Annotated in this window: 24 protein-coding genes (1 of these 24 cut by a window edge); 11 read left to right on the top strand and 13 right to left on the bottom strand. The window is 42.9% G+C overall.

Translation table 11 applies throughout. From position 1 onward, the window contains the following. On the top strand, positions 1-121 hold the final stretch of the coding sequence (locus DLM75_RS06450) for a glycosyltransferase (protein WP_118967628.1). 494 nt of this gene lie to the left of the window's left edge; the window shows 121 of its 615 coding nt (coding positions 495-615); its start codon lies off the left edge, out of view; the stop codon is at positions 119-121. 201 nt (positions 122-322) lie between these two features. Here the strand turns inward: DLM75_RS06450 and DLM75_RS06445 are convergent, their stop codons facing one another. Continuing rightward, positions 323-952: a CDGSH iron-sulfur domain-containing protein gene (locus DLM75_RS06445; RefSeq protein WP_118968015.1), complete on the bottom strand. Its 630-nt coding sequence runs from the start codon at positions 950-952 to the stop codon at positions 323-325. A gap of 158 nt (positions 953-1,110) precedes the next feature. Here DLM75_RS06445 and DLM75_RS06440 point away from each other — a divergent pair, with 158 nt between their 5' ends. Continuing rightward, complete coding sequence (locus DLM75_RS06440) at positions 1,111-2,004, top strand: DMT family transporter (protein ID WP_118967627.1); 894 nt, start codon at positions 1,111-1,113, stop codon at positions 2,002-2,004. 14 nt (positions 2,005-2,018) lie between these two features. On the opposite strand, the gene DLM75_RS06435 is transcribed toward DLM75_RS06440, so the two are convergent. From DLM75_RS06435 to DLM75_RS06415, 3 genes are all read right to left on the bottom strand, one after another. Continuing rightward, positions 2,019-3,023, bottom strand: a complete 1,005-nt coding sequence (locus DLM75_RS06435) for a hypothetical protein (RefSeq protein ID WP_118967626.1) — start codon at positions 3,021-3,023, stop codon at positions 2,019-2,021. A 267-nt stretch (positions 3,024-3,290) separates the two neighbouring features. Continuing rightward, entirely contained in the window at positions 3,291-3,794 is a 504-nt protein-coding gene (locus tag DLM75_RS06430) for a hypothetical protein (RefSeq protein ID WP_147456611.1), read from the bottom strand. 501 nt (positions 3,795-4,295) lie between these two features. Further along, positions 4,296-5,294 carry an alpha/beta hydrolase gene (locus tag DLM75_RS06415; RefSeq protein WP_118967622.1) on the bottom strand — a complete coding sequence of 333 codons (999 nt, stop codon included), beginning with the start codon at positions 5,292-5,294 and terminating at the stop codon, positions 4,296-4,298. Between the two features lie 86 nt (positions 5,295-5,380). On the opposite strand from DLM75_RS06415, the gene DLM75_RS06410 reads away from it, so the two are divergent. Continuing rightward, the gene (locus DLM75_RS06410) at positions 5,381-5,956 is read left to right on the top strand and encodes a TetR/AcrR family transcriptional regulator (RefSeq protein ID WP_118967621.1); all 576 of its coding nucleotides are present in this window, start codon (positions 5,381-5,383) and stop codon (positions 5,954-5,956) included. 30 nt (positions 5,957-5,986) lie between these two features. Here the strand turns inward: DLM75_RS06410 and DLM75_RS06405 are convergent, their stop codons facing one another. Then, positions 5,987-6,607 carry a trimeric intracellular cation channel family protein gene (locus DLM75_RS06405; RefSeq protein ID WP_118967620.1) on the bottom strand — a complete coding sequence of 207 codons (621 nt, stop codon included), beginning with the start codon at positions 6,605-6,607 and terminating at the stop codon, positions 5,987-5,989. 308 nt (positions 6,608-6,915) lie between these two features. Further along, positions 6,916-7,611, bottom strand: coding sequence for an HAD-IA family hydrolase (locus tag DLM75_RS06400; protein ID WP_118967619.1), 696 nt, complete (start codon positions 7,609-7,611; stop codon positions 6,916-6,918). A 110-nt stretch (positions 7,612-7,721) separates the two neighbouring features. On the opposite strand from DLM75_RS06400, the gene DLM75_RS06395 reads away from it, so the two are divergent. The 3 genes from DLM75_RS06395 (at position 7,722) to DLM75_RS06385 (ending at position 10,302) form a co-directional block, all read left to right on the top strand. Continuing rightward, positions 7,722-8,417: a DJ-1/PfpI family protein gene (locus DLM75_RS06395; RefSeq protein WP_118967618.1), complete on the top strand. Its 696-nt coding sequence runs from the start codon at positions 7,722-7,724 to the stop codon at positions 8,415-8,417. A gap of 274 nt (positions 8,418-8,691) precedes the next feature. Continuing rightward, positions 8,692-9,681 carry an aldo/keto reductase gene (locus DLM75_RS06390; protein ID WP_118967617.1) on the top strand — a complete coding sequence of 330 codons (990 nt, stop codon included), beginning with the start codon at positions 8,692-8,694 and terminating at the stop codon, positions 9,679-9,681. Positions 9,682-9,684: 3 nt separating this feature from the next. Next, positions 9,685-10,302: a TetR/AcrR family transcriptional regulator gene (locus DLM75_RS06385; RefSeq protein WP_118967616.1), complete on the top strand. Its 618-nt coding sequence runs from the start codon at positions 9,685-9,687 to the stop codon at positions 10,300-10,302. 464 nt (positions 10,303-10,766) lie between these two features. Here DLM75_RS06385 and DLM75_RS06380 read toward each other — a convergent pair whose 3' ends face one another. Next, positions 10,767-11,981, bottom strand: coding sequence for a serine hydrolase domain-containing protein (locus DLM75_RS06380; RefSeq protein WP_118968014.1), 1,215 nt, complete (start codon positions 11,979-11,981; stop codon positions 10,767-10,769). Between the two features lie 330 nt (positions 11,982-12,311). On the opposite strand from DLM75_RS06380, the gene DLM75_RS06375 reads away from it, so the two are divergent. The 3 genes from DLM75_RS06375 to cutA all read left to right on the top strand — a co-directional run bounded on the left by DLM75_RS06375 (position 12,312) and on the right by cutA (position 13,804). Further along, a complete protein-coding gene (locus DLM75_RS06375) occupies positions 12,312-12,797 on the top strand; it encodes an LIC_10730 family protein (RefSeq protein ID WP_167731736.1) in 486 nt (161 codons plus the stop codon). A gap of 155 nt (positions 12,798-12,952) precedes the next feature. Beyond that, the gene (locus tag DLM75_RS06370) at positions 12,953-13,375 is read left to right on the top strand and encodes a hypothetical protein (protein ID WP_147456610.1); all 423 of its coding nucleotides are present in this window, start codon (positions 12,953-12,955) and stop codon (positions 13,373-13,375) included. 96 nt (positions 13,376-13,471) lie between these two features. Continuing rightward, positions 13,472-13,804, top strand: a complete 333-nt coding sequence (gene cutA, locus DLM75_RS06365; protein ID WP_118967614.1) for a divalent-cation tolerance protein CutA — start codon at positions 13,472-13,474, stop codon at positions 13,802-13,804. On the opposite strand, the gene DLM75_RS06360 is transcribed toward cutA, so the two are convergent. From DLM75_RS06360 to DLM75_RS06335, 6 genes are read right to left on the bottom strand one after another with little or no spacing between them, the layout of a single operon-like run. Beyond that, entirely contained in the window at positions 13,801-14,400 is a 600-nt protein-coding gene (locus DLM75_RS06360; protein WP_118967613.1) for a rhomboid family intramembrane serine protease, read from the bottom strand. The two genes, cutA and DLM75_RS06360, sit on opposite strands and share 4 nt — an antisense overlap. Positions 14,401-14,417: 17 nt before the next feature. Beyond that, on the bottom strand, positions 14,418-16,418 hold the full coding sequence (gene uvrB / locus DLM75_RS06355) for an excinuclease ABC subunit UvrB (protein WP_118967612.1): 2,001 nt from the start codon (positions 16,416-16,418) through the stop codon (positions 14,418-14,420). 5 nt (positions 16,419-16,423) lie between these two features. Then, positions 16,424-17,092 (bottom strand): ATP-binding protein, encoded by a 669-nt coding sequence (locus tag DLM75_RS06350; RefSeq protein WP_118967611.1) that lies wholly within the window; start codon positions 17,090-17,092, stop codon positions 16,424-16,426. A gap of 45 nt (positions 17,093-17,137) precedes the next feature. Beyond that, positions 17,138-17,599 (bottom strand): tRNA (cytidine(34)-2'-O)-methyltransferase, encoded by a 462-nt coding sequence (locus DLM75_RS06345; RefSeq protein ID WP_118967610.1) that lies wholly within the window; start codon positions 17,597-17,599, stop codon positions 17,138-17,140. Positions 17,600-17,603: 4 nt separating this feature from the next. Next, positions 17,604-18,755, bottom strand: a complete 1,152-nt coding sequence (locus DLM75_RS06340; RefSeq protein ID WP_118967609.1) for a S1 RNA-binding domain-containing protein — start codon at positions 18,753-18,755, stop codon at positions 17,604-17,606. Beyond that, positions 18,752-20,158, bottom strand: coding sequence for a hypothetical protein (locus DLM75_RS06335; protein ID WP_118967608.1), 1,407 nt, complete (start codon positions 20,156-20,158; stop codon positions 18,752-18,754). The genes DLM75_RS06340 and DLM75_RS06335 overlap by 4 nt, the downstream gene beginning before the upstream one ends. 2 nt (positions 20,159-20,160) lie before the next feature. On the opposite strand from DLM75_RS06335, the gene DLM75_RS06330 reads away from it, so the two are divergent. Beyond that, entirely contained in the window at positions 20,161-20,853 is a 693-nt protein-coding gene (locus tag DLM75_RS06330; RefSeq protein ID WP_100784854.1) for a histidine kinase, read from the top strand. Further along, a complete protein-coding gene (locus DLM75_RS06325; protein ID WP_118967607.1) occupies positions 20,854-21,630 on the top strand; it encodes a glycosyltransferase family 2 protein in 777 nt (258 codons plus the stop codon). Positions 21,631-21,718: the final 88 nt, after the last annotated feature.

The raw sequence follows: 21,718 nt of genomic DNA, 5'->3' as shown, positions 1-21,718 counted from the left end.
CAATTCTTTCCTTAGGACGAGTGATCGGAAGTATCGAAAAAAAGGTTGGTGGAAGATCACGCTACTTCATCAATATCTCTATTGGAAGTTGGCCTTTCTTCATTTCTTCGGAAATGAATGAAGATTCTCCGAAAATATAATTTTACATTTCAGAATATTTTTTTGAGAAGATTTATCGGAGACGATTTTTTGATTTTAGATTTCTCTGAAAAAGAACTTTCTATTCTGTTTAGCAAGATCCGACAGATCCTATTCAAGCAAAGACGCCCGGTTTCATAAAAATACTTAAGAATTAATTAATTATCTAATATATCATTTATATTCAAGCCTGGAATCCATTTGTCTTATGGGTTCCATCGCAATAAGGCTTATTTGCAGAACCTCCGCATCGACAGAGATAAGCTTCGGTAACTCGATTGATTGTTCTTCCCGTTCCGGAGCAGGGCTCCAAACTTCCGGTAATTTTCAGAGGGCCGTTCCGAGTCGGCTTGACGATCAATTTTCCGTTTCTCATGGGAAGCGGGGTCGAATCCTGAGTTTTAGGTTCACCAGTCGCATGGAAATCGATTTGATTATGACTCGAATCACAAAAGGGTTTATTTTTGGAGGCCCCACATCTGCATAACGTTACGCGAAACCCTGGATCTTCTTGACCGGTGATTTCCAGATCCGCGTGAACTGCAAGAGGACCGTTCTCGCGAACTCGAAGCAAATTGATGATCGGCGCCTTTTCATTTTCCGACTCGGCAAGGGCCTCGTATCGAATCGCACCGGAAGGACAATTCAACGCTAAGTTTTGAATTTCTCCGATGCTCGCCTTATCAGGATAGATCCAATCTCCTTCTACATTCGGAACAAAAACATCGGGTCTACTAAGAACACAATTCCTAGAATGAATACATTTTTTTCCATCGAAGACTATGTTTGATTTTTTTCCTTTGACGATTTCCATTTTTAGACTCCTTCTTCCGAGCCTCAAAATCATAACTCAATTTTAGAATAAACCAAGCGGAATCATTTTCTAAAATTGATTTCCTCTTCCGGAGAATCGATTAAAAAAGAATACGCAGATTTCAGTACGGATTAGAATTCGGAGAATAGAGGATCGTTATGGGTTTGCTTTGGGGTTTTATCGGAGTTTTTATTTTTAGCCTTACTCTTCCGGCAACGAAGTTGACCGTTGGACATTTCGATCCGCTTTTCATCGGTTTGGGCCGAGCAGTTCTTGCGGGAATTCTTGCGATCCTTGCGTTGAAAATCACGAAAAACCCTCTTCTACCGATCGTGATTCTCCCTCGCTTGATTCTTGTTGCCTTAGGCGTTGTCATCGGTTTTCCCGTTTTTTCCGCGCTGGCTCTTCAACAGATTCCATCTTCACACGGCGCGGTGATCACCGGCATTCTTCCTCTTGCAACGGCGATCGCGGGAACCATTCTTGCAAAAGAATCGCAGACATTCCTATTTTGGATCGCAAGTTTTTTCGGCTCCGCAATCGTCATTTTTTATTCTTTTTGGAATCAGGAAGTTTCTCTTCGTTTCGGTGATCTTTTTCTTTTCCTCGCGGTTCTTTCCGCGGCGATCGGATACGCGGAAGGAGGAAGACTCTCGAAGGAACACGGAGGATGGAAAGTTATATCTTGGTCTCTTGTGGTTTCTTTACCTTTCGTAATTCTTATCTCCGCGTTTACATTTCAGAAAAACGATTTGGAAGCGCCGGCCTCCGCGTGGTTCGGTTTTTTATACACCGGAATTTTCAGTATGTTTCTAGGATTTTTCGCTTGGTACAAAGGTCTTGCAATGAGCGGAATCGGAAAGGTCGGACAGATTCAATTGATTCAACCGTTCCTCACCTTCCTTTTCTCCGCATGGATCCTATCCGAGAAGATCGACTCTTCGATGATTTTCGTCGGATTACTGGTAGGGTTCTCCATTTTTCTAGGAAGAATCCGCATCAAAAAGAAGAAAGTCGTCCTTCCGGAAACGAAATCGGATCTAATACTTTAGTACATTCTAATTCTTTAAACCTCTGTGGACATCCCGTGAGAAGTATCATCCGTTAAAATTTCAAAGGCCGCTTTTCGTCTTGAAGTCAGTTTTAAAGCGGAGACGTCCTCTTTTCTTTTCACGAAAATTTCCGCGTTTGCGATTTTGCTATTCAGACAATATTTCCATCCACCCGGAGGATTCCAATATTGAAGGCAAGCGAAGTCTTGACGATCCGCAAAGATTCTTCCCTTAATCGAAATTTCATCGGAGCTGGCTTCAAAATTCCAATCAAAGTAACGATACTTCGCGCGCCCGAATGCTCGGAGTGGATGATTGAGTTTATAATCTTTTCCTCGAAATCGAAAGACGATCGGAGTAATCGCCGGAGTCCAAATGGGACCGATCTTCAACTTCGCGGTCGCGAGTTCAAGAAAAGAATCCGCTTCTTCTTCGAATCCGACTACTTGTCCCCAAGCGTAACGATCCGTATGTTTCGATCCCCAGTTATGATTGTGACTTCCGATCCAATCTTGAAGTTGAATCTCTTCCGTTCCAAGTTTGAGTGTTCCCGAAATTCGAATCCAAGGATTTCCGACTAACACCTTCGCTTTTGGAAATCCCCCTTCGTATAGATTTTCGGGAAAAAGAAAAAGTGGCGGGCTTCCTCCGGAAATTTTCAGATCCCAGAAAAAATTCTCAGTGCCTTTTTTATTTCCTGCCTTTCCGTTCAGAAAAAAATCCGTCAGCTCGGAACCACCGATCGAAATCAAAAGAGGAGAAGACTGAAACGAACAAGAGGAGATCGGAAATTCCGATTTGGAAACGAAATGAGAATTTTTTTCTCCGTCAAAGTAGATCGCCCAAAGTTCTCCGATCGCTTTTTCAGGATATCCTTTGGGAGAAAAAATCGTATAACGTATCCAGACGGCTTTTGGAGAAGAAGGATGGTTCGCTCTTACAAACCAGCTTTCATAGTGACCACCTTTGTCGTTTGCCCTGAATCTTACGTGATTAAAATTGGATCCGATTCCGCCCATTTCTTTTTCCTCTAACTTTTCACGATTTCTTTTTAAGAATTTTGCGGTCTCTTTTCAAGAAAGAAACCCGGTTCTTATTAAACGAAACGCCTTTGTCTCTCAAGAAGAATTCCTTTTTTGAATTCGAATTTTTTCATTCGAAAGTTCGCACAAGCCACGTTTTACGCATCCAGATTTGATTCGAATCGTTCGATTTCGCGAATCCGGCCCTAACTTTTTTATCCGTTTCGATTCGCATTCTTCAGGTTATACGATCCGAATCAAGAACTAAGGAACGGAAACCGATCGAAAGTAGATTAAGGACGCATGATGAATATGGAATATTAGAAATAGGAAACTCGGAAGTAGCATATGCCAAATTTTATACTTCCAAGGAAAATAATAGCTGTCGATCATAAAGGCGATTCCGATCAGCCAAAACAAAGGAGTATAAGCCGGAGCGATAAAAATCGGATAACAACGGATAAACGACTGGTCCGAAAAATAAATCAACAGCATCCAGGAAGAAAAGTAAAGACCAATGCCGACTGTATACAAGAGAAGTCCGATTCTTCCTCTTTTCGAATTTATGTCGAGTTTCGCGAAGAGCGGGAGTGAAAAAAGAATCAGTCGAAAAATATTCTCACCGATCTGAATCAGAGCCGGAATATTGTGGTTGAATTCGCGAGGTTGATACTCAGGTGGCAACTTTGAAGTCAAAAGAACATTCCAGAAGAGAATGGGTAAAATCGGAACGTATCCGTTCGAGATCATATTTCTGATTCGATTCACTTTCAAGAATGTCCTGAATACAAAGTCCGTTTTCGAAAAGAATAAGATTGGAAGAATAAAAGGTCAATTACATAGCAAAAAAAAGATCGGAATTCCGTTTTCGATACTGAGATACTTGTTCTTCTTTTTGAAAACTTCGATGGATCGACAGTCCTCACCGTAAACCCGGTAGCACTCCGATGGTTTCTTTCGGATTTCCATTTGTATGAGCTTACTACGTTAACAAAGGATAGACGACTTTCGATCGGCTCGTGCGAAGGAGATCATTTCGTCACTTCGCAAGTTACGATCACTTGTCGTTTCGAAAACAAAATCCGGAAAGGTATCCATTCGTTAAATAGGATTGGTAAAACGTTTTTAGCGATTCTTATGGCCTTAGAAAGAGTTCAAGGGATTCTTACGAAAATTCGTATTCCGAGAGACGATTCACCTTCCTTTTTACGAAATGTGAAAACGGGATCCAATTGAGAATCCCATTCTTATTTTATGGATTTAATATATTCACTGAATTGAATGTATAAAATTAAAAATTTCCGTTTTCAGTTGAAAGAATCCTGGTTCTTCGTAAGGAAAATGTCCCGCACCTTCTAAAAGGACGAACTTCTTTTTCCCCGGAATCCGGCCAAAAAAATCTCGACTGAGTGCCAACGGAGTCCAAGGGTCGATTCCTGGATGCGCTAAAAGAATCGGACAAAGGAAAAAGGATTCCGGTTCCAACTTGGGCTGAAATTCCGTAATCGTCCTTAACCAACGAAAACTGACCTTCGCCCCGCCTGCATACGGATCTTCCGAGAATACTTTAGAAAAATCCGGATCGTTGGTAATAAGTTCCATCTTACTGAACCATCGAATCGGAACATAAAGATCGTTCGTGATCATACTCAGCCACGAGGTAAAGGGAGTTCCCAAAATTCTTAAAACACGATTGGTGGCAACGGCGTCTTGAACCTCGGTTTTTCTGAGGTCCGCGAGGGTCGTCACGATCAATCCTTGAACGTTTCCATTTTCGGCGGCCGCATGGTAGGCAAGCATACCTCCAATACTCAGACCAAAGAGTATGATTTTTTTCTCGGGTATTCTTTCTGATTCTATCAAGTCGCTTAACAATAGAACCCAGTCTTTGTATTCCATTGTAAAATCGGGATCTGTAAGGGTTAGGCCGAAGCCAGGTAAGTCCGGGGCCACCACCTCGCATCCAAAATCGTAAACTGGTTTCGCCAGAGAACCGAGAACGCGTCCGTTACCTCCTCCGCCATGAATGAGTATTATCTTACACTTCGACTTAGGATTCTCATATCGATCCAGATGAATCCTGAGTCGATTCCAGGCCCAGTATTCCTCCTTTGGGAGTTTACCATCTTTGACCTTTAAACTTTCCGGAAGAAATTTTTGGTATCTCTGCCAATGAGTTGTATTCAAATAACTTCCTCCTCTTTCGGAAGGAAACGTTCCACAATGACAAAAAGTAAGAATTCCCAAAAGGGCGATTTTCAGTTTCATACTTTTCAGGGTTTCCTAAAATCCCCTCCTTTGTATATCGGGAAAAGGATCGTCTTTATTTCTAAACTATACAGGTGTCAATTTTTATGTCCGAAAAAATAGAAAAACAATACAACACGATCATCGAAGCCTTTCTTGTTCGCTTTCTCAATGTGGAATATTCAAAGATTACGATCGGAGACATCGCGGAGGATTCCGGAATGACGAGGGCGAATTTTTACAGCTACTTCACTGGCAAAGAAGAACTTCTCTGGAAGACGTTCCGATCCGTATTTTTAGAAACCAACGAGAAGGTAAAAGAATTGGATGATAGAACGTTATTGTCCGATGGAAAGCCGCTCACATTCTATCTTTTTGAAAACGTAAAAAAAAATCGAGAATTCTACAGAAGAATTTTCCAGGAGAATATTCCATACGAATTTCATATTAAACTTTCCGATTTCTTATCGGAAGAATCTTACCGGACTCATTCAACGCTGAGAGATAGATACACGAATCCCTTATTTCCTTACCGTTACGTTTCGCATTATCTTTCCGGAGCCGTACTCGGTTTACTATCCCATCTTTTGAGAAACGACTTGGATTGGGATTCGGAAGCGATCTCGAATTGGTTTACTTCGCTCGCAGTACCAGGAATTTCCGATCAACTAAAAAGTGATTGAGGAAGAGCCCAGATTCTCAATCCGAAGAATTCATTCCGGTAATCTGAACTTTGGAAGTGAAAGGTTATAACGAACCGCGACAATACGAATGAGGACGACGAGAAAAACGGAAAAACCCGTATTCCAGTTTTCATTTATATTCAGATATTGTAATGCTACATAGAGAGTCGCTCCGGCAAGACAGGCGGTCGCATAGATTTCCTTTCTGAAAATAAGCGGGACCTCGTTGATCAGAGTGTCGCGAATTACTCCTCCGAAGATCGCGGAAACCATTCCTAAGATCACCGAGCCAAACGGGTTGACTCCGGCGAGTAGCGAAATTTTTGTCCCGATCACCGTATAAATACCGATACCGATCGAATCAAAGATGAAAATTTCTCGGCGAAAACGAACCCAATAGCGCGCAAAAAGAATCGTCAATACGAACCCAAAAAAGATCGCCCAGAGGACGTTTTGATCTCGAACCCATGCGACAGGATAATTTCCGAGCGTGATGTCGCGGAGCGTTCCTCCTCCGATCGCGGTAATGAATCCCGTAAAAAAGGCGCTGAAGATATCGTTGTGATGCCCCTTTTTTTCCGCCGCCGCCAAGGCTCCGGAAATCGCAAAAAAACCCACACCGATAAGTTCTATATAATATGATAAATCCATAATGTTTCTTAATTTTAGAATTGAATCCGGCGCTTCGTTTTAAATTTTTTAAAGAATTTCGTCTTTCTTTGTCAAGGCATTCCAAAGGAAACGTTCTTCCGATTTGGAAAATGAAACGAATGCAACCGAAATTCTATCTCGAACGGACTTGAAGTCCGAATTCAACCTTTTTTTCGATGAAATTCATTTCATCGGACCATGAGAATTCGAATCTTTCCGGCAAGGATGGATTCTCGAAAGAAAATTCTAAAACCGATGAAAAGGATCGGAGAGACTTTGAAATTCAAAAATTTTTTTTAGACGTCTTTTCAACCGGATAAATGTCGAATCAATTCCGAAAGGGTTCGAATGTCTCCGTCTTCTTTTTTTAAGTAGGATCTCCAACCGAGCGATTTCGGAACCACGACGTCGAGTTCGAATTTGTCTCCGCAATAAACCAGAGATTCGGGAGGAAGATTGACGAGCCTCATCGCTTCTTCGAAAATTTTCGGAGAAGGTTTTTCGTATCCAAATTCCGCGCTTACGATTACAGGATTCAAATGTTCTAATATCTTTTTAGAATTCAAAAGATTTCTGAGACGATGATCCCAGTTGGAAATAACTCCTAAACCCCAGCCTTCTCTTTTACAAAAGTCCTTGAGTTCCCAAAATCCCGGGTCAACTTCCCAGAGTTCCGGATCGGCAAATCGATTGTAAATGACAGGGAACGCCTGTTCCAGAGGAACACTTTCCGGAATTCTCAAGAGAAAGTCGTTTAATAATTCTTTCCACCACCCCGGAGTTCCGCCCGGATGAAACTGATATTTATCGCGATGATCGGGCGGAGCTTTTTCGTTCATCCGATGCCACGCTTCCGAGAATGCCTTTCGAAAAATTTCTCCGGCATTCTTTTCCTTTTTCAAGCCCGCGTCCAAGAGGATCTCAAGATAAGTTTCTCCCGCGGCTTTTTTTAAATGAAGAATGGTGTCTCCCACATCCAGAAATAAATATCGATTCTGATTCACAAGACTGAGTTTATGAGACCCGGTTGTTTTTGCATCCAGGTTTCGAAAGAGATTCTTCTAAAATCAAAAAGGACTTGTAAGAGAAATTCTAAAGTCCATTCTAAGAATCTATGTCAGGTTCAAACTTTTCCATTGGAATCTTTATCTTTCCGGGCGTCACACAACTTGACTTCACCGGTCCGTTCGAAGTGTTCTCGAGGATCCCGAAAGCAAAGGTATTCCTCTTTGCTCAAACGAAGGAAACGATCACTACGGAATCGGGAATGAAATTTATACCCGACTATGATTTCGCGAATTGTCCTGATCTGGATATTCTTCTCGTTCCGGGAGGTTCGGGAACGACGCACCTGATGGAAGATTCCGAAGTGTTAGAGTTTCTCAGAAAGAAAGCCGAGAATTCTAAATTTATCACTTCGGTTTGCACAGGTTCCTTGGTTCTTGCCGCGGCGGGACTTTTAGATGGTTATAAGGCGACTACGCACTGGCTTTCCTTGGATGTCTTAAAATTATTTCCAATTCAGATTTCGAGTGAACGTTTTGTAAAGGATCGGAATCGAATCACGGGTGGTGGCGTGACCGCGGGAATCGACTTTGCCCTTTTTCTCACTGCGGAGTTTTTCGGAACGGAACTTGCCGAAGAAATTCAATTGATGATAGAATACAATCCGGCGCCTCCTTTTACATCGGGCCATCCCACGACCGCAACTTCCCATCTCGTGGACAAGGTGAAGGGAAGTCGGGAGACAGCGCAGAATCGAAGAAAGGCGGCGGCGATTCGAGTTTTGGAATCTCGTTCTAAGTCGTAAGAACTCGGATTTTTCTGAGAAAAGGGGAAATGTGGGAACTCCCCCTTTTTTCCAATTCAAAGAAGAGCGTCCAGTTTCCGAGACGGCTTTCGCTTTTTCCTATCCTCTCCGTGATTCAAATTCCTTAGCAAAACGGCGATTCTAAGATTAAGAGACATAATTCTTCCCTCCACTTTGGAATGTGGGAGCTCTCACGTTTCTCTTTCACGAGAAAGTCTTGACTTTTAGTTACAAATAACGTTTTTTGTTATTTGTAACTAAAAGGAGAATCCAGATGAAACAAAAACAATTAGGTAAGAATGGCCCTCAGGTTTCGGAAGTCGGACTCGGATGTATGGGAATGTCGGACTTCTACGGGAACAAGGAGACAAGGGACCGAGCTGAAAGCATTCGGACGATTCACGCGGCCTTGGATGCAGGAATCAATCTTCTCAACACCGGAGATTTTTACGGAATCGGACACAACGAACTCCTCATCTCGGAAGCACTCAGGTCCACTTCTTCAAAACCTTTGATCAGCGTAAAATTCGGAGCGCTCCGAACTCCTCAAGGCGGTTTTAGCGGATACGATGCAAGACCGGCCGCGGTGAAAAACTTCGCGGCGTATTCTTTGGTTCGCTTGGGAGTCGATGTGATCGACATCTATCAGCCTTCTCGTGTGGATCCGAACGTTCCGATCGAAGAAACCGTTGGAGCGATTTCGGAACTCATAAAAGAAGGAAAGGTGCGTTTCTTAGGTCTTTCGGAAGCTTCTCCGGAAAATATAAGAAGGGCGCATAAAATTCATCCGGTGACGGCACTCGAGATAGAATATTCTTTGGCGACGAGGCTGATCGAAAAAGAAATTCTTTCCACTGCGAGAGAACTTGGCATCGGAATCGTTCCTTATGGAATTCTCTCTCGCGGATTACTCTCCGGAAAAATTTCAGGAACTCTGCAAGAAGGAGATTTTAGATCCCATTCTCCCCGCTTTATAGGAAAAAACCTTGAATCCAATCTGGAGCGGGTCAATGTGCTTCAAGAACTTGCTAAGGAAAAGAATTGCACGCCTGCACAACTCGCGATCGCTTGGGTTCTTCACCAAGGAAACGATATCGTTCCTTTGTTGGGATCGACAAGAACGAGTAGTCTCAAAGAGAATTTAGGAGCGCTATCGATTGAATTGAGTCCGGAAGAATTGAGAAGAATGAGCGATTCTTTCCCGGAAGGATCTTTTCAAGGAGATCGTTATCCGGCCCCTCAGATGCAGACGGTAGCAAAATGAAGTATGCCCAGAACAGGCTTAACGCCGGAAGAACTCTATAACAAAGCGCTCGATTCCACGGAAACCGAAATTCGTAAGAATGGAGTCGAGCGTTTGAAACTGACGGACATCGCGAGAGATCTCAAGGTCAGTCATGCGGTTTTATATAAATTCTTTTCGGACAAACAAGCCCTTCTGGACGAAGTTTCCAAAAGATGGTTGGATCGAATCGATCGGGAATTGGAAAGAATTTCCGCGAAAGAAGAACAGGTCGATGAAATCCTGAAAGAATGGTTTCTCACTCTTCATTCCATGAAACGAAAAAAAATTCTCATGGATCCGAAACTCTTCGGCGCTTTCAATCTTTCCGCTGAAAAAACGAGGCCTTTCGTCGTTTCCCACCTTGCCACGATGTCGCGACTTTTGGAAGACTTGATTTCGAAGGGAATGAAATCCGGAATGTTTTCTTGTACGAACGCTAAGGAAGGCGCGAGAATTCTTTTTCAAGGAACCGCGGCTTTCCATCATCCGAGACTTGTTTTGGAATCGATTGAAGAGGAAAGAACCCCTCTTTTGGAAAAGCTCCTGGACACACTGATCTCCGGTTTGAAAACGAAACCCTCTGAGAAATCGAAAAAGTAGGAACTCCATCGTTTAGAACCGAGGAAGATTTTTCTAAAAAAAAGTAAGAATTCCTACGTCTCTTGTTCCGACAAACGAGTTAATCAAAACGACCTCTGCGAAAAAATGTATCTTCTCCTTTCGGATATCAATGCATAGAATCTCTCATTTCAAGAAGAATCCACGGATGAGCGTATTTCGAAAACGGCTTTGAAATCTGGGTTTCGTTTTGAAACCCAAGAAATGCGGGAACTCCCCGATTTTCTTTCCAAGAAGCCTTCTTTTTTCCAGAGCCGGCGATTCGATCCAAATTTTAGAATCCCTCAAAATAAAAAATTCAAATCGCTTTGATAGGAGTTCCCACATCCATTCCATATTTAGAATATTCTAAATTCATTTTAAATAAAAAAGGAACCGAACAAAAAGTCAGTTTCGAAATCCGAAGACCCAAATTTTAAAATCCGTTTTTCTCTCACGACCATCGATCAATGCGAAGGGTGAGAATGAAGGTGTGGTTCGTCCAAATCCTTCCAGAGCGCGGAATTTCCGATCGTAATCGAAGACTCGTGAATCTCCCGTAAGAACTCTTCTTCTTTCGCTGGATTTTTCTTCTTGTCCTTTGAATCGAGGGATTCTTTTAGACTCGCAAGAATTTTATCCAAAAGAAAATTGATCGGCTTGTCCCAAATCGCTGACGTAGTAACGATCACGATTCTTCTGTGAGGAATCACATAAACGAATTGGCTCCCCTTTCCATTCGCCATAAACGTTTTTTTCCCCTCGAATTGATGAGTCCAGAGTTGATATCCGTAGTTCTGCGCCGCACCCGGCTGGATCGCCTGCTTGACCCATTCCGGTTTGAGAATTCTCTTACCTCGAAACATTCCACTGTCGAGATATAACATTCCCAACTTCGCCATATCGATCGGCTTCAATCGAAGACCAAAACCGGCGGTTTGTCTTCCGGAAGGAGAAGTATACCATTCGTAACCTTTGAAATCGAGCCAAGAGAAAAGAGTCTTTTCAGCAAATTGTAGAAGGGTCATTCCGGACTTATTTTCCAGAACTGCGGCGGCCAACTGAGAATCTCCGTTACTATAATCAAACTTGGTTCCCGGTTTATCTTTTACTTCGGGCAACAATGCGATCACGAGCGGATCTTCGGCGGTTCTGATATCGTCTCTTTCCGGAAATTCGGACCAACGCATTCCGGAAGCCATGTGTAAAACGTCCCTCAGACGAAGTGATTCTTTTCCTTCCAGGAGTGGAAAAGGGAGATTTCCAAGAGATCGAAGGGAGTTCATCACCGGTTCGTCGACGGTTTTTAGAACTCCTTCTAAATTAAGAATTCCTAATAGAGTCGATGTCACCGTCTTAGTCACTGAATAAACGCTATGATTGTGGTTTCGAGTAACTCCGCCCGCGTAACGTTCCATTACGAGTTTTCCATCCTTGACAATCAAAAGAGAACGGACTTCGATTCCTTCCTCTCGAATAGATTTTGATAAACGAATCAGAGGAATCGAATCTAAAGAGACGTCTTCCGGAAGCGCGATCGGAAAACCCTCGAAAGGAGTTCGATCCAATTGTTTCGGAGGGAAGGAACGAGAAACCGTCTTTAAACGAACCTCTCCCTCCGGCTGAGTGGAAGCGCAGGAAAGGATACATCCGATCCAGATTAGAATAAGCCAATTTCTCATAGATTCATTCAATCTTGAATAATAGACTTGCAAATCGATTCTTTTTCTTTTGAAAATTATTTTTTTGAAATTTCTTTCCTCAATTCCTGTAGTTGATTCTATTTGATCCGTTTTCGAACCGAAGGCAACTAACTTGAAAAAATGAAAACTCCGTATAATTTCCAATCCATTTGTCAAAATGCTTGGCTACCAAATCCAGCAAGAGCGACAAATGAGTGGGTAAGAACGCAAAAACAATTTTCAGTACATCGGAGACTTCAATTTGAATTTGTGTCGCTTTTTTACGATCTTTTGAAACAATCAGGGAAGAGTCGTTCCAACCTCAATCAGATGAATTCAAGATGCATTCAACATTGTTTTCTGATATTCCTCCTCCTTATTCAAATCACCGGTGTCTCATGTCTTATGCGAGTCGACTGGGATGGTAACGATAAGAATCTAAAAAAGGCGCCCTCGCCCGACGCCTTTCCAACCGCCGAAGAAGCGAATCTCACTCAAGCGGAACGTGCTCGCCTGATCAAAGAAGGGAAACGAACCTCATTCGGACCGGAAGGAATGGAACTGGTACACGGAGGAGATCCTAATTTTTCTTATGAAAAGGCTTGTACACAACTTCTTTCCAAGTGTCAGGGAAATTGTATGGAAGAATGGTACCCCTTTACTTCCATCTTCCTTCCGATCATCGGTTATCGAAGCGCAAAACAACGTCAGTGTATGGATCGATGCAATCAATTTTGCAATCTTCCTCTACCGAGTAGAATCCTTTCGGGAGAAACAAGAACCTTTCCTACGAACCCCGGACCTCAACCACAATGAATCTTTTTCGGCGAAGTACATTCGGAAAATCGCGGATTGTTTTCAAAATTCTTATCTTCCCGTTTTGTATCCTTGTTCTTGCAAATTGTATTCGGAACACTCGTTCGTTCGAAACATCGAAGCCAACAAAAGCAAAAGCCGATTCACATTCTGAAATGACGGTCACACAAATTCGATCCGGCTCGGGAAATTCGGATTCGGACAAACCCACATACAAAGACGGTCGAGAAGTGATTGCAACTTCCAGAGAATTCGAACCGAATCCGGCGTTCCTCGGAATCGAATTGGAAGAAACGGAAGAAAATGAAGAATCAAAAGAAAAACAGAAAGGACCCGCGGAGGAAATCAGAGATCGTCATTCACAAGAAGCCTGGAAATACTCTTGTATATTCCTCCATCCCGATTGCAAAAAAGGATGTAAAAGAAGTCTCAATCTTATGAGCAGTTACGTTCAGACTTCCAACTCAGAGGTGTTAGCCGAATGTGTTCAGAATTGTATTTCTAACTGTACTGGCTATTTCGAAGAAACCCGAAGAAGAAGCAGAGGACCACGTTCCTCACAACCTCGGACCCGATAACCACAATCCTGAATTTTATAACGTCATTTCAACTTATAGAATGAAAACTTCTTGCCAAAGCGAACAAAGGAATCATTGTTTCCCTCCGGAGAAACCATGGCTGACTCAAACGAAATCATAGTATTTACCACACTCAGTGATCGCGATCTTGCAGAGATTCAAATATCGGAAATGCTCCAAGAAGGCATCATCATTTCAGGAACTATTTTTCCGGATGTTACTTTAATGTACCAATGGGACGGGAAAATCGCGATGGATACGGAAAACAAGATTATGATCAAAGCAAGAGCGGATCAATATTCTAAAATAGAAGAATATATCATGAAACAACATCCGTATCTCGCACCGGAAATCATTCGGATGGAAGTCAGCTTTGGATCGGAAAATTACAAAAAATTCATCAAAGCAAAGATAGAAAAAGCGGGTTAATCCCCGCTTCCCAATAAATTCCTCATTACCCTTCCGATAATCTGCGGATCCAGAATTAGCGCGAACGCGATTCCGCACAACGCACCCCAAAGATGCGCATCGTGATTGATTCCGTCCGACTGAGAACTCTTAGAAGAATAATAAGTATAAGCCAAATACAATACCGCGTAGATCGCTCCCGGAATCGGGATCGGAATAAACATCATATAAAGAGAAAGGCCCGGATAAAAGAGAACCGTCGCGAATAAAACTCCACAAACTCCTCCGGAAGCGCCTAACGTAGCATAAAGCGGATTATCCGTATTCTTTCTCCAGGAAATTATACTCGTTATCAAAATTGTTCCGAGATAAAAGAGCGTGAATTTGACCGGGCCGACCGTCTGTTCCAAATTCTTACCAAAAGAATAGAACGAAACCATATTAAAAATCAAATGCATCCAATCCGCGTGGATAAAACCCGAGGTCAAGAGCGTATAATAATTCTTATCCCTTTCGAGCCGATAAGGTGTAAGAATGAATTTTCGAAGTTGGGTTTCTGATGAAAAACACCAGACGCTGATGCCGAAGGTGACGAGACAGATCAATATTGTAATCAAAACAAGTTCCTGTGTTTCTATTTTTCGATCGATGGATCTTCTATATGAATGGAAAGCATTTTATCTCTTAAAATCGCCGCTCTTTCAAAGTCCAGATCTTTGGCGGCTTTCATCATTTCTTCGTGAAGTTTTTCTTTGAACACTGCTTTGTCCGGAAATTTCTTCGGATTGAATTTCTTTTCGATATCTTCCAGAATCAGATCTTCGGAAGTTTGCTCTTTTTCTTCCCTTTCAATGATATCGCCTACGTCCTTCTTGATCGTAAGAGGAGTGATTCCGAATTTGGTGTTATGATCTTCCTGGATTTTTCTACGTCTTTTCGTTTCGTCGATCGCTTTCGCCATCGAATCCGTGATACGATCCGCGTAAAGAATCGCCTTTCCGTTTACGTTTCTCGCGGCGCGTCCGATCGTCTGTATGAGAGATTTATAATTCCTTAAAAAACCTTCCTTATCCGCGTCCAAAATGGCGACCAAAGAAACTTCGGGAATGTCCAATCCTTCTCTCAAAAGATTGATTCCTATCAAAACGTCGTAGATTCCTTTTCTTAAATCGCGAATGATCGCAACTCGATCCAACGTTTCCACTTCGGAATGGAGATACGCGACTTTTAAACCGATCTCTTCGTAGTAATCGGTCAGGTCTTCGGACATTTTTTTCGTCAAGGTCGTCACGAGAATTCGTTCTCCCGCGTCGATTCGTTTCCGAATTTCCACGAGAAGATCTTCGATTTGATTTTTTGTGGTTCGAACTTCGACGATCGGATCCAAAAGCCCGGTAGGACGAATGATCTGTTCGACCGCTTTCGAACTTTTTGCCAGTTCGTATTCAGCCGGAGTCGCTGAAACGTAAAGAGTCTTCGGAGTCAACTTTTCGAACTCGTCGAAGTTGAGAGGCCGGTTATCGAGAGCGCTCGGAAGACGAAACCCAAAGTCGACTAACGTTTGTTTTCTCGCCTTGTCACCGGCGAACATTCCCCCGATCTGCGGAATCGTAACGTGGGACTCGTCTACGATCAGAAGAAAATCTCCGCGAAAATAATCGATCAAACACGCGGGTCTTTCCCCTTCCTTTCTACCGGTGAGATGTCTGGAATAGTTTTCGATTCCATTACAATAACCCATCTCCTGCAACATTTCCATATCGTAATTCGTGCGGGAGACGATCCTTTCAGCTTCGAGTAGTTTTCCATTTTTACGGAAGAATTCGGCCTGCGCGTCCACTTCCGCTTTGATGTTTTCTACCGCTTCCTTCACTTTCGGACCGGACGTGATGAAGTGTTTCGCAGGATAAATATAAGCTTTTTCTAATTTAATAATCGTCTGCGCAGTGACCGGATTGATTCTGCTGATGGAATCGATCTCGTCTCCGAAAAATTCGATTCTGATTCCGTCCGTATGATACGCGGGATAAATTTCTATGGAATCTCCGCGAACTCGGAAATTCCCTCTGGAGAAGTCGATATCGTTTCGATTGTATTGAATGTGAAGAAGTTTTCGGATGACCGCGTCTCTTTCGATCGTATCTCCGACCTTCAGAGAAACCACGGAATTGGTGTATTCTTCCGGAGAACCCAAGCCGTAGATACAGGAAACAGAACTCACGATCACGACGTCGTCTCTTTCCAATAACGAAGAAGTGGCTCTCAATCTTAGTTTATCGATTTCTTCGTTGATGGAACTGTCCTTTTCGATAAAGGTATCGGAGGAAGGGACGTAGGCTTCCGGTTGATAGTAGTCATAATAAGAAACGAAATATTCCACTGCGTTTTCAGGAAAGAATTCCTTGAATTCGCGGAACAACTGGGCCGCCAAAGTTTTGTTATGCGACAAGACCAAAGTGGGAAGTCCCAAAGTTTGGATGACCTGTGCCATCGTAAACGTTTTTCCGGAACCGGTGACGCCGACCAGAGTGATCTTCTGTTCCCCTTTTTGAAAAGCGGTTCCGATCGTTTCGATCGCCTTGATCTGATCACCGGCGGGTTGATAGGCGGAATGAATTTTAAAAACTGCGGACATATTTGTTAAGAAAGTTTTTTCTTGGCGTTGAACTGAGCTTGTTTTCTTCCTTCCAAGATTTCCAGATCGAGTTCGTCAAAAAGTTTTTGCATCACCATCATACCGCGCATGAGCGTGGCAGTGGAAGAAAACTTTCCTCTTTCAATATCCTGTTCCAAGTTCAACTCTTTGAGATTGTTTACGATTTTGATGAATAATGTCTGGGAACGATCGATGGAATATTCCACTTCGACCTCGGTTCCGTCTCCGTATTTTACCGCATTCTCGACGGCTTCGAGAGCTCCGATACAAAGATCCATTACGATATCGTCCGGGGTTCCCTGATTTTTCAAAAAGAATTCAAGACGACTCCGAACGTATTGCATCGGTTGAAACGCGATTTTTCCGAGAAAAACATAACTGTCCTTAGACGGTAGTTTTTTTCCCTGAGTTTGATCCGGATGAATGTGAAATTCTTTCTGATTGAACTTATTGTGTTTTGCGAATCCGGAATTCACCAAAGATTCTAAGATTGTCGCGACGACGGAGTTTTCGGTATCCGGTTCGTCCTTAAATTTGCGGAGAGTTTCCATCCGAATCCAAGCGTAAAAATCGTTTACGGTTCCGGTCAACCCCTGAGAGAGCATCGACTGAATTTGCTTTTCGATTTCTTCTCTTGTGAGGTGAAAGCTCATACTTTATCCATTTAGATGCAGAATTCTGAAAGTGTAAATCCGTTTTTACCAGGACTTAATTTGACGCATCGCTTCATAGGAAATCACAGCGACTGAATTGCTTAGATTCAAACATCGGGAGGAATCTTCCATCGGAATTTTTAAGATCTTTTCCTCATTCCAAGATTTTTTCATTTCCGCGGGAACTCCCGAAGTTTCGTTTCCGAAGAGAAAAGCGTCTCCGGACTTATATTTCACTGACGTATAAGAACGTTGTCCGTGAACGGAAACCAGATACAAATTCGAATCGGAGGGAAGAACCGCTTTATATTCTTCTAAAGAAGAATGGAGTGAAATTTTTACTTTATCCCAATAATCCAAGCCCGCGCGACGCGCGGCCTTTTCGGAAAGATCGAAGGATGCTTGTCCGATGATATGAAGATCCGCTCCCAACGCCACACAAAGTCTTGCGATGTTTCCGGTGTTGGGAGGGATTTCCGGTCTGTAGAGACCTATATGCAGAGACATAGAATCATTTTTTCTTATTCTTATTCAAAGAATTCTGAAGAATCGCCCCGAAGGAACTCGTAGATCCACTTGTGTCCGTACTCAAGTAACCGCTGTAGTCCATTCTTTCCTGAATTTCCTTCGCTTTCTGAATCGAAAGGGAAATCTGTTTTCTCTCGGGGTTGACCTCCATTACAAAAACGTCAACTACGTCTCCTGGTTTAAAACTCTGAGTCAAAGGAATTCGATTCGAAATTCCGGTTTCTCTTCCTGGAACGAGACCGTTGAAATGATCGTCTAACTTTACAAAAAGTCCGAAGGGTTTGAGAGAATCCACCGTTCCTTTCACGATGTCCCCTTCTTTGAACGGAACCGTCTGCGCCCAAGGGTCTTTCAAAAAGTCTTTTACGGTAAGAGCGATCTTTTGAGTTTCCCAGTCGATCCGGAGAACTCGAGCGCGCAAGGTCTGACCAACTTGAAATTCTTTGTCGAGTTCCGGATTCTTCTTATACGTTGCTTCGGAGATGGGAATGAGGGCGCTGAGTCCGTCCATCTCCACGATGAGCCCGAAGTTCTGGATCGTCTTGACTTTGCAGGTGACGAACATCCCTTCTTTCAATTCTTGTTTGAGAACTCCGAGTTTTGCTTCCTTCGCTCGATCGGAAATTTTTTTCTGAGAGACGATGAGTTTACCTCTGGTCCCGATATCCTGAATCAAAAACTTGAGTCGTTTCCCGACCAAACCCGACTTCTTTAATTCGGGATCGATTTGAGAGAAAGGACAGAATGCGGTAAACTCACCGATCTTGACGTCGGCTCCGGATTCTCCTTCGGAAATAAATTGACCTAAGACCGGAATCTCAGCTCTTTTAGCGATTTCTAATAGATCTTTGTTGAGGGATTCTCCGCTGAGACAAGTCGTGAAGTGAATGTCTCCGTGATCTTCCCTTAAAAAATACGCTTCGATTTCGTCTCCCGGAGTCGGCAAACCCGCTTCGAGAAATTCTTCGGAGGAAATGATTCCTTGCGTTTTGGAATCCTTTGCGGTAACGAATATAAAATCTTTTTTGGCGGAGTTCACTACGGCTACGACTTTTGTGCCGGCTTCCATCGCTTTTTTCTTTTTAAAGGAAGCGTCTAACATTTTCTCAAAGAGTTCTTTTTCAGATTCTTTCATTTTTTCCCTCTCTTTTTTTGACTGGAAGTGGATTCCTTTTTTTCAGGCGGATAGGAAATTTCACCGGCGATCGTTTTGCGGAGTGATTTCAAATTTTTTAGACTGATCATCGGGTCTTCCGTAAATACGTTGATATAGGCGGGCTTTCCTTCGCGGATTTTTCCATCATGCGGCGCTTCTAAGAAGGAGCAAGTGGATTCGGTTGCGATTCGAATGGTCTCTTCGTTTCCCAAAACGGAGGAAAGAATTTCCATCTCTTTCCAACCGCCGATCCCCGGGTGAACATGAAGATTTCCGGTGCCTGAAGCAAGAAGTAGCCCTTGACTCAGATTTTTTTGTCTGACTAAAAAAGCAAGATAGGATTTGTATTCTCTCTCCGCATTCTCCCTTTCTTCGTCTTTTAGATTGGAAAGTTTACCGGCAAATTCGGGTTCGGGTGAAAGATTTTTCGCGAAGAACGGACTCCATTCTTTCATCGAGTTGAGATCGGTTTCCCACTCGGGAGTTCCCGCAAGTTTTTGATAGTAGTAAACGGAAAACATAGGTCCCCAGTTTAGATTTCGAAACACACCGGGAGAAATTCTTCCTGCGATTCCGTCGGGAACCGGATGAAAGAGCGTAGGAATTCCCGCGTTGATTCCCTCTAAAATGCTGAACTCGTCCCCAAAGGCGGATAACGCTAGCCTGATTCCTTCCGCGTCCGCGACCTTCTTGAGTTGATACAAGAACGGACCGTCGAAAGCAAAAGATTCCCCTTCCTGATAACGATAGAAAAGATGCACGGGAGAATTCGGTCTTTTTTTCATTCTCGCGACCGCGTCTCCGGAAGAACGTATCACCGTATAACCTGGCAGGTTTCCAAAATTCTTTGTTTCCGCGCTTTCAGCAATCCATGGAGAATCAGACTTTCGGACCCAAGGAACAAACTTGCCGGATCGTTGTGCGTCCTTGGTAAGAACCTCGACCCAAGAAGGATCTCCCACGGAAAAAACTCCGGTAAAACCGTGAGCCAAAAAAGATTGAAGAGAAAGAAAAACTCCCGCTCTATCTTTTTGTCCTCCGAGAGAATCCGTGGAAAGAGTTACGTTCGAATCACAAAATCCGGGAAGAGCGTACGACACCTTTCCGGAATAAGAACTTAACTTTTTGATCGAGATAACTTTTCCGTTTTCGATTCGAATCTCGGAAACATCCGAGTATTCTTTTTTTCCGGGAAGTAAATAACGCACACCGCTCAAAGTCAAAGACTCCGAAAAGAGCGATGGAGAGATAGACAATAGCATCAAAGAAAACGCAGTCAGCTTAAAAAGAAAGCGTCGTATCTTTGTTTCTAAAAGACGCTCCTTTTTTCCCTTTCTAACAATCACTCTCTTGACAAACGAAACAGATTCAGGAATGTTCATGGATGATGGGGCAGGAAATCCGAGATATATCCGACAATATCCGGCTAACAATTGAGAATGGAAAAATTCTTTCTCTGAAAACCCACAGGATGACTCATTCTGTCGAAGAGCATATCCAAGAGGCAGTCGGTCTGATTCTGGATAAGGTAACTCATCCTACTCTGGTTCCTACGGTTTATACTATAATAAAAGAGTTGGCAATCAACGCCTGCAAAGCAAACCAAAAAAGGATTTTTTTCGAAGAAAAAGGTCTCGATCTCAATGACGCCGCCGATTATGAAAAAGGCGTTCGCGAATATAAAAATATTTTCAGTGAAGCGATGTCCGAACTCTACGGACAGAAGGCAAGAAAGGAAGGATACTATTGCCTGATCACGTTTCATTATTCTTTCGATGGAATTCGGATCGAAGTCATCAACAACGCGCCCGTTACACAACAAGAAGAAAAATCTCTTAGAGAAAAATTAGAAAAGGGAATGCGATACAACGACATTGCTCAGTTTTATTTGGACAACGCGGACAATACGGAAGGTGCGGGAATCGGGCTTGCGCTCATTCTCATCATGCTCAAGGGAGAAGGAATCGATCCTTCTTATTTTAGAATTATCATTCGAGAAGACGTTACGATCGCAAGATTGGAAATTCCGTTGACCCCCGACTTTCAGAGCATCCGAAAATTAAATCATAAGAATTAAATGCGACTTCCCCTTTCGGTTTGTATCATCACTCTCAACGAAGAAGACAATTTAGAGCGTTGTCTCAAACCTCTGGACTTCGTTTCCGAGATCATCGTCGTGGATTCCGGATCCAAGGACAAGACCGTTGAAATCGCGAAGAAATACGATGCAAAAGTCCATGAAAGAAAGTTCGACGACTACGTAAGTCAGAAGAATTTCGCACTTTCTCTCGTAACGAACGACTGGGTTCTTACACTCGACGCCGACGAAGAAGTTTCTCCCAATCTAAAACAGGAAATTCTAAACTTATTTAAGAATGGTTTACCAAAGGCGGACGGTTATTCGACGCCAAGGCTCACCTGGTATTTAGGAAAATGGATTCGCCACGGCGGCTGGTATCCCAATCGAAGAATTCGACTTTTTGAAAAAGTAAAGGGAACGTTCGGCGGAGGTTTGGTGCATGAGACCGTTCATCTCAATGGAACATGCGAAAAACTGAATGCACCGGTTTATCATTATTCTTATAAAAATATAAGCGATCATATTCGTTATATCAACGCCTATTCGGACTTAGGTGCTCAGGAAAAATTCAGAGCCGGCAAAACCAGCGGTCTTTTTCACGCTTTTATGGAAGGATTTTACAAGGCGTTTTGGATGTATACGATCCGCTTCGGCTTCTTGGATGGGAAACAGGGCTTTGTTTTGGCTCTCTTTGGATTCTATTATAATTTCCTAAAGTATATCAAATTGTACGAATTGAATTTGAAAGATAAAAAGGAAAATTCAAAATCATAGAATGATTCCTCATAAACCCGATTGATGATGGCAAGAAACGTTGATTGCAAAACGATAAACAACGGATCGATCTCATTTCGAGATGACC

This window comes from Leptospira stimsonii, from assembly GCF_003545885.1.
GTDB classification, from domain to species: domain Bacteria; phylum Spirochaetota; class Leptospiria; order Leptospirales; family Leptospiraceae; genus Leptospira; species Leptospira stimsonii.
Note: the sequence above shows the minus strand (reverse complement) of the source record. Positions and strands in the feature narration are given on the sequence as shown.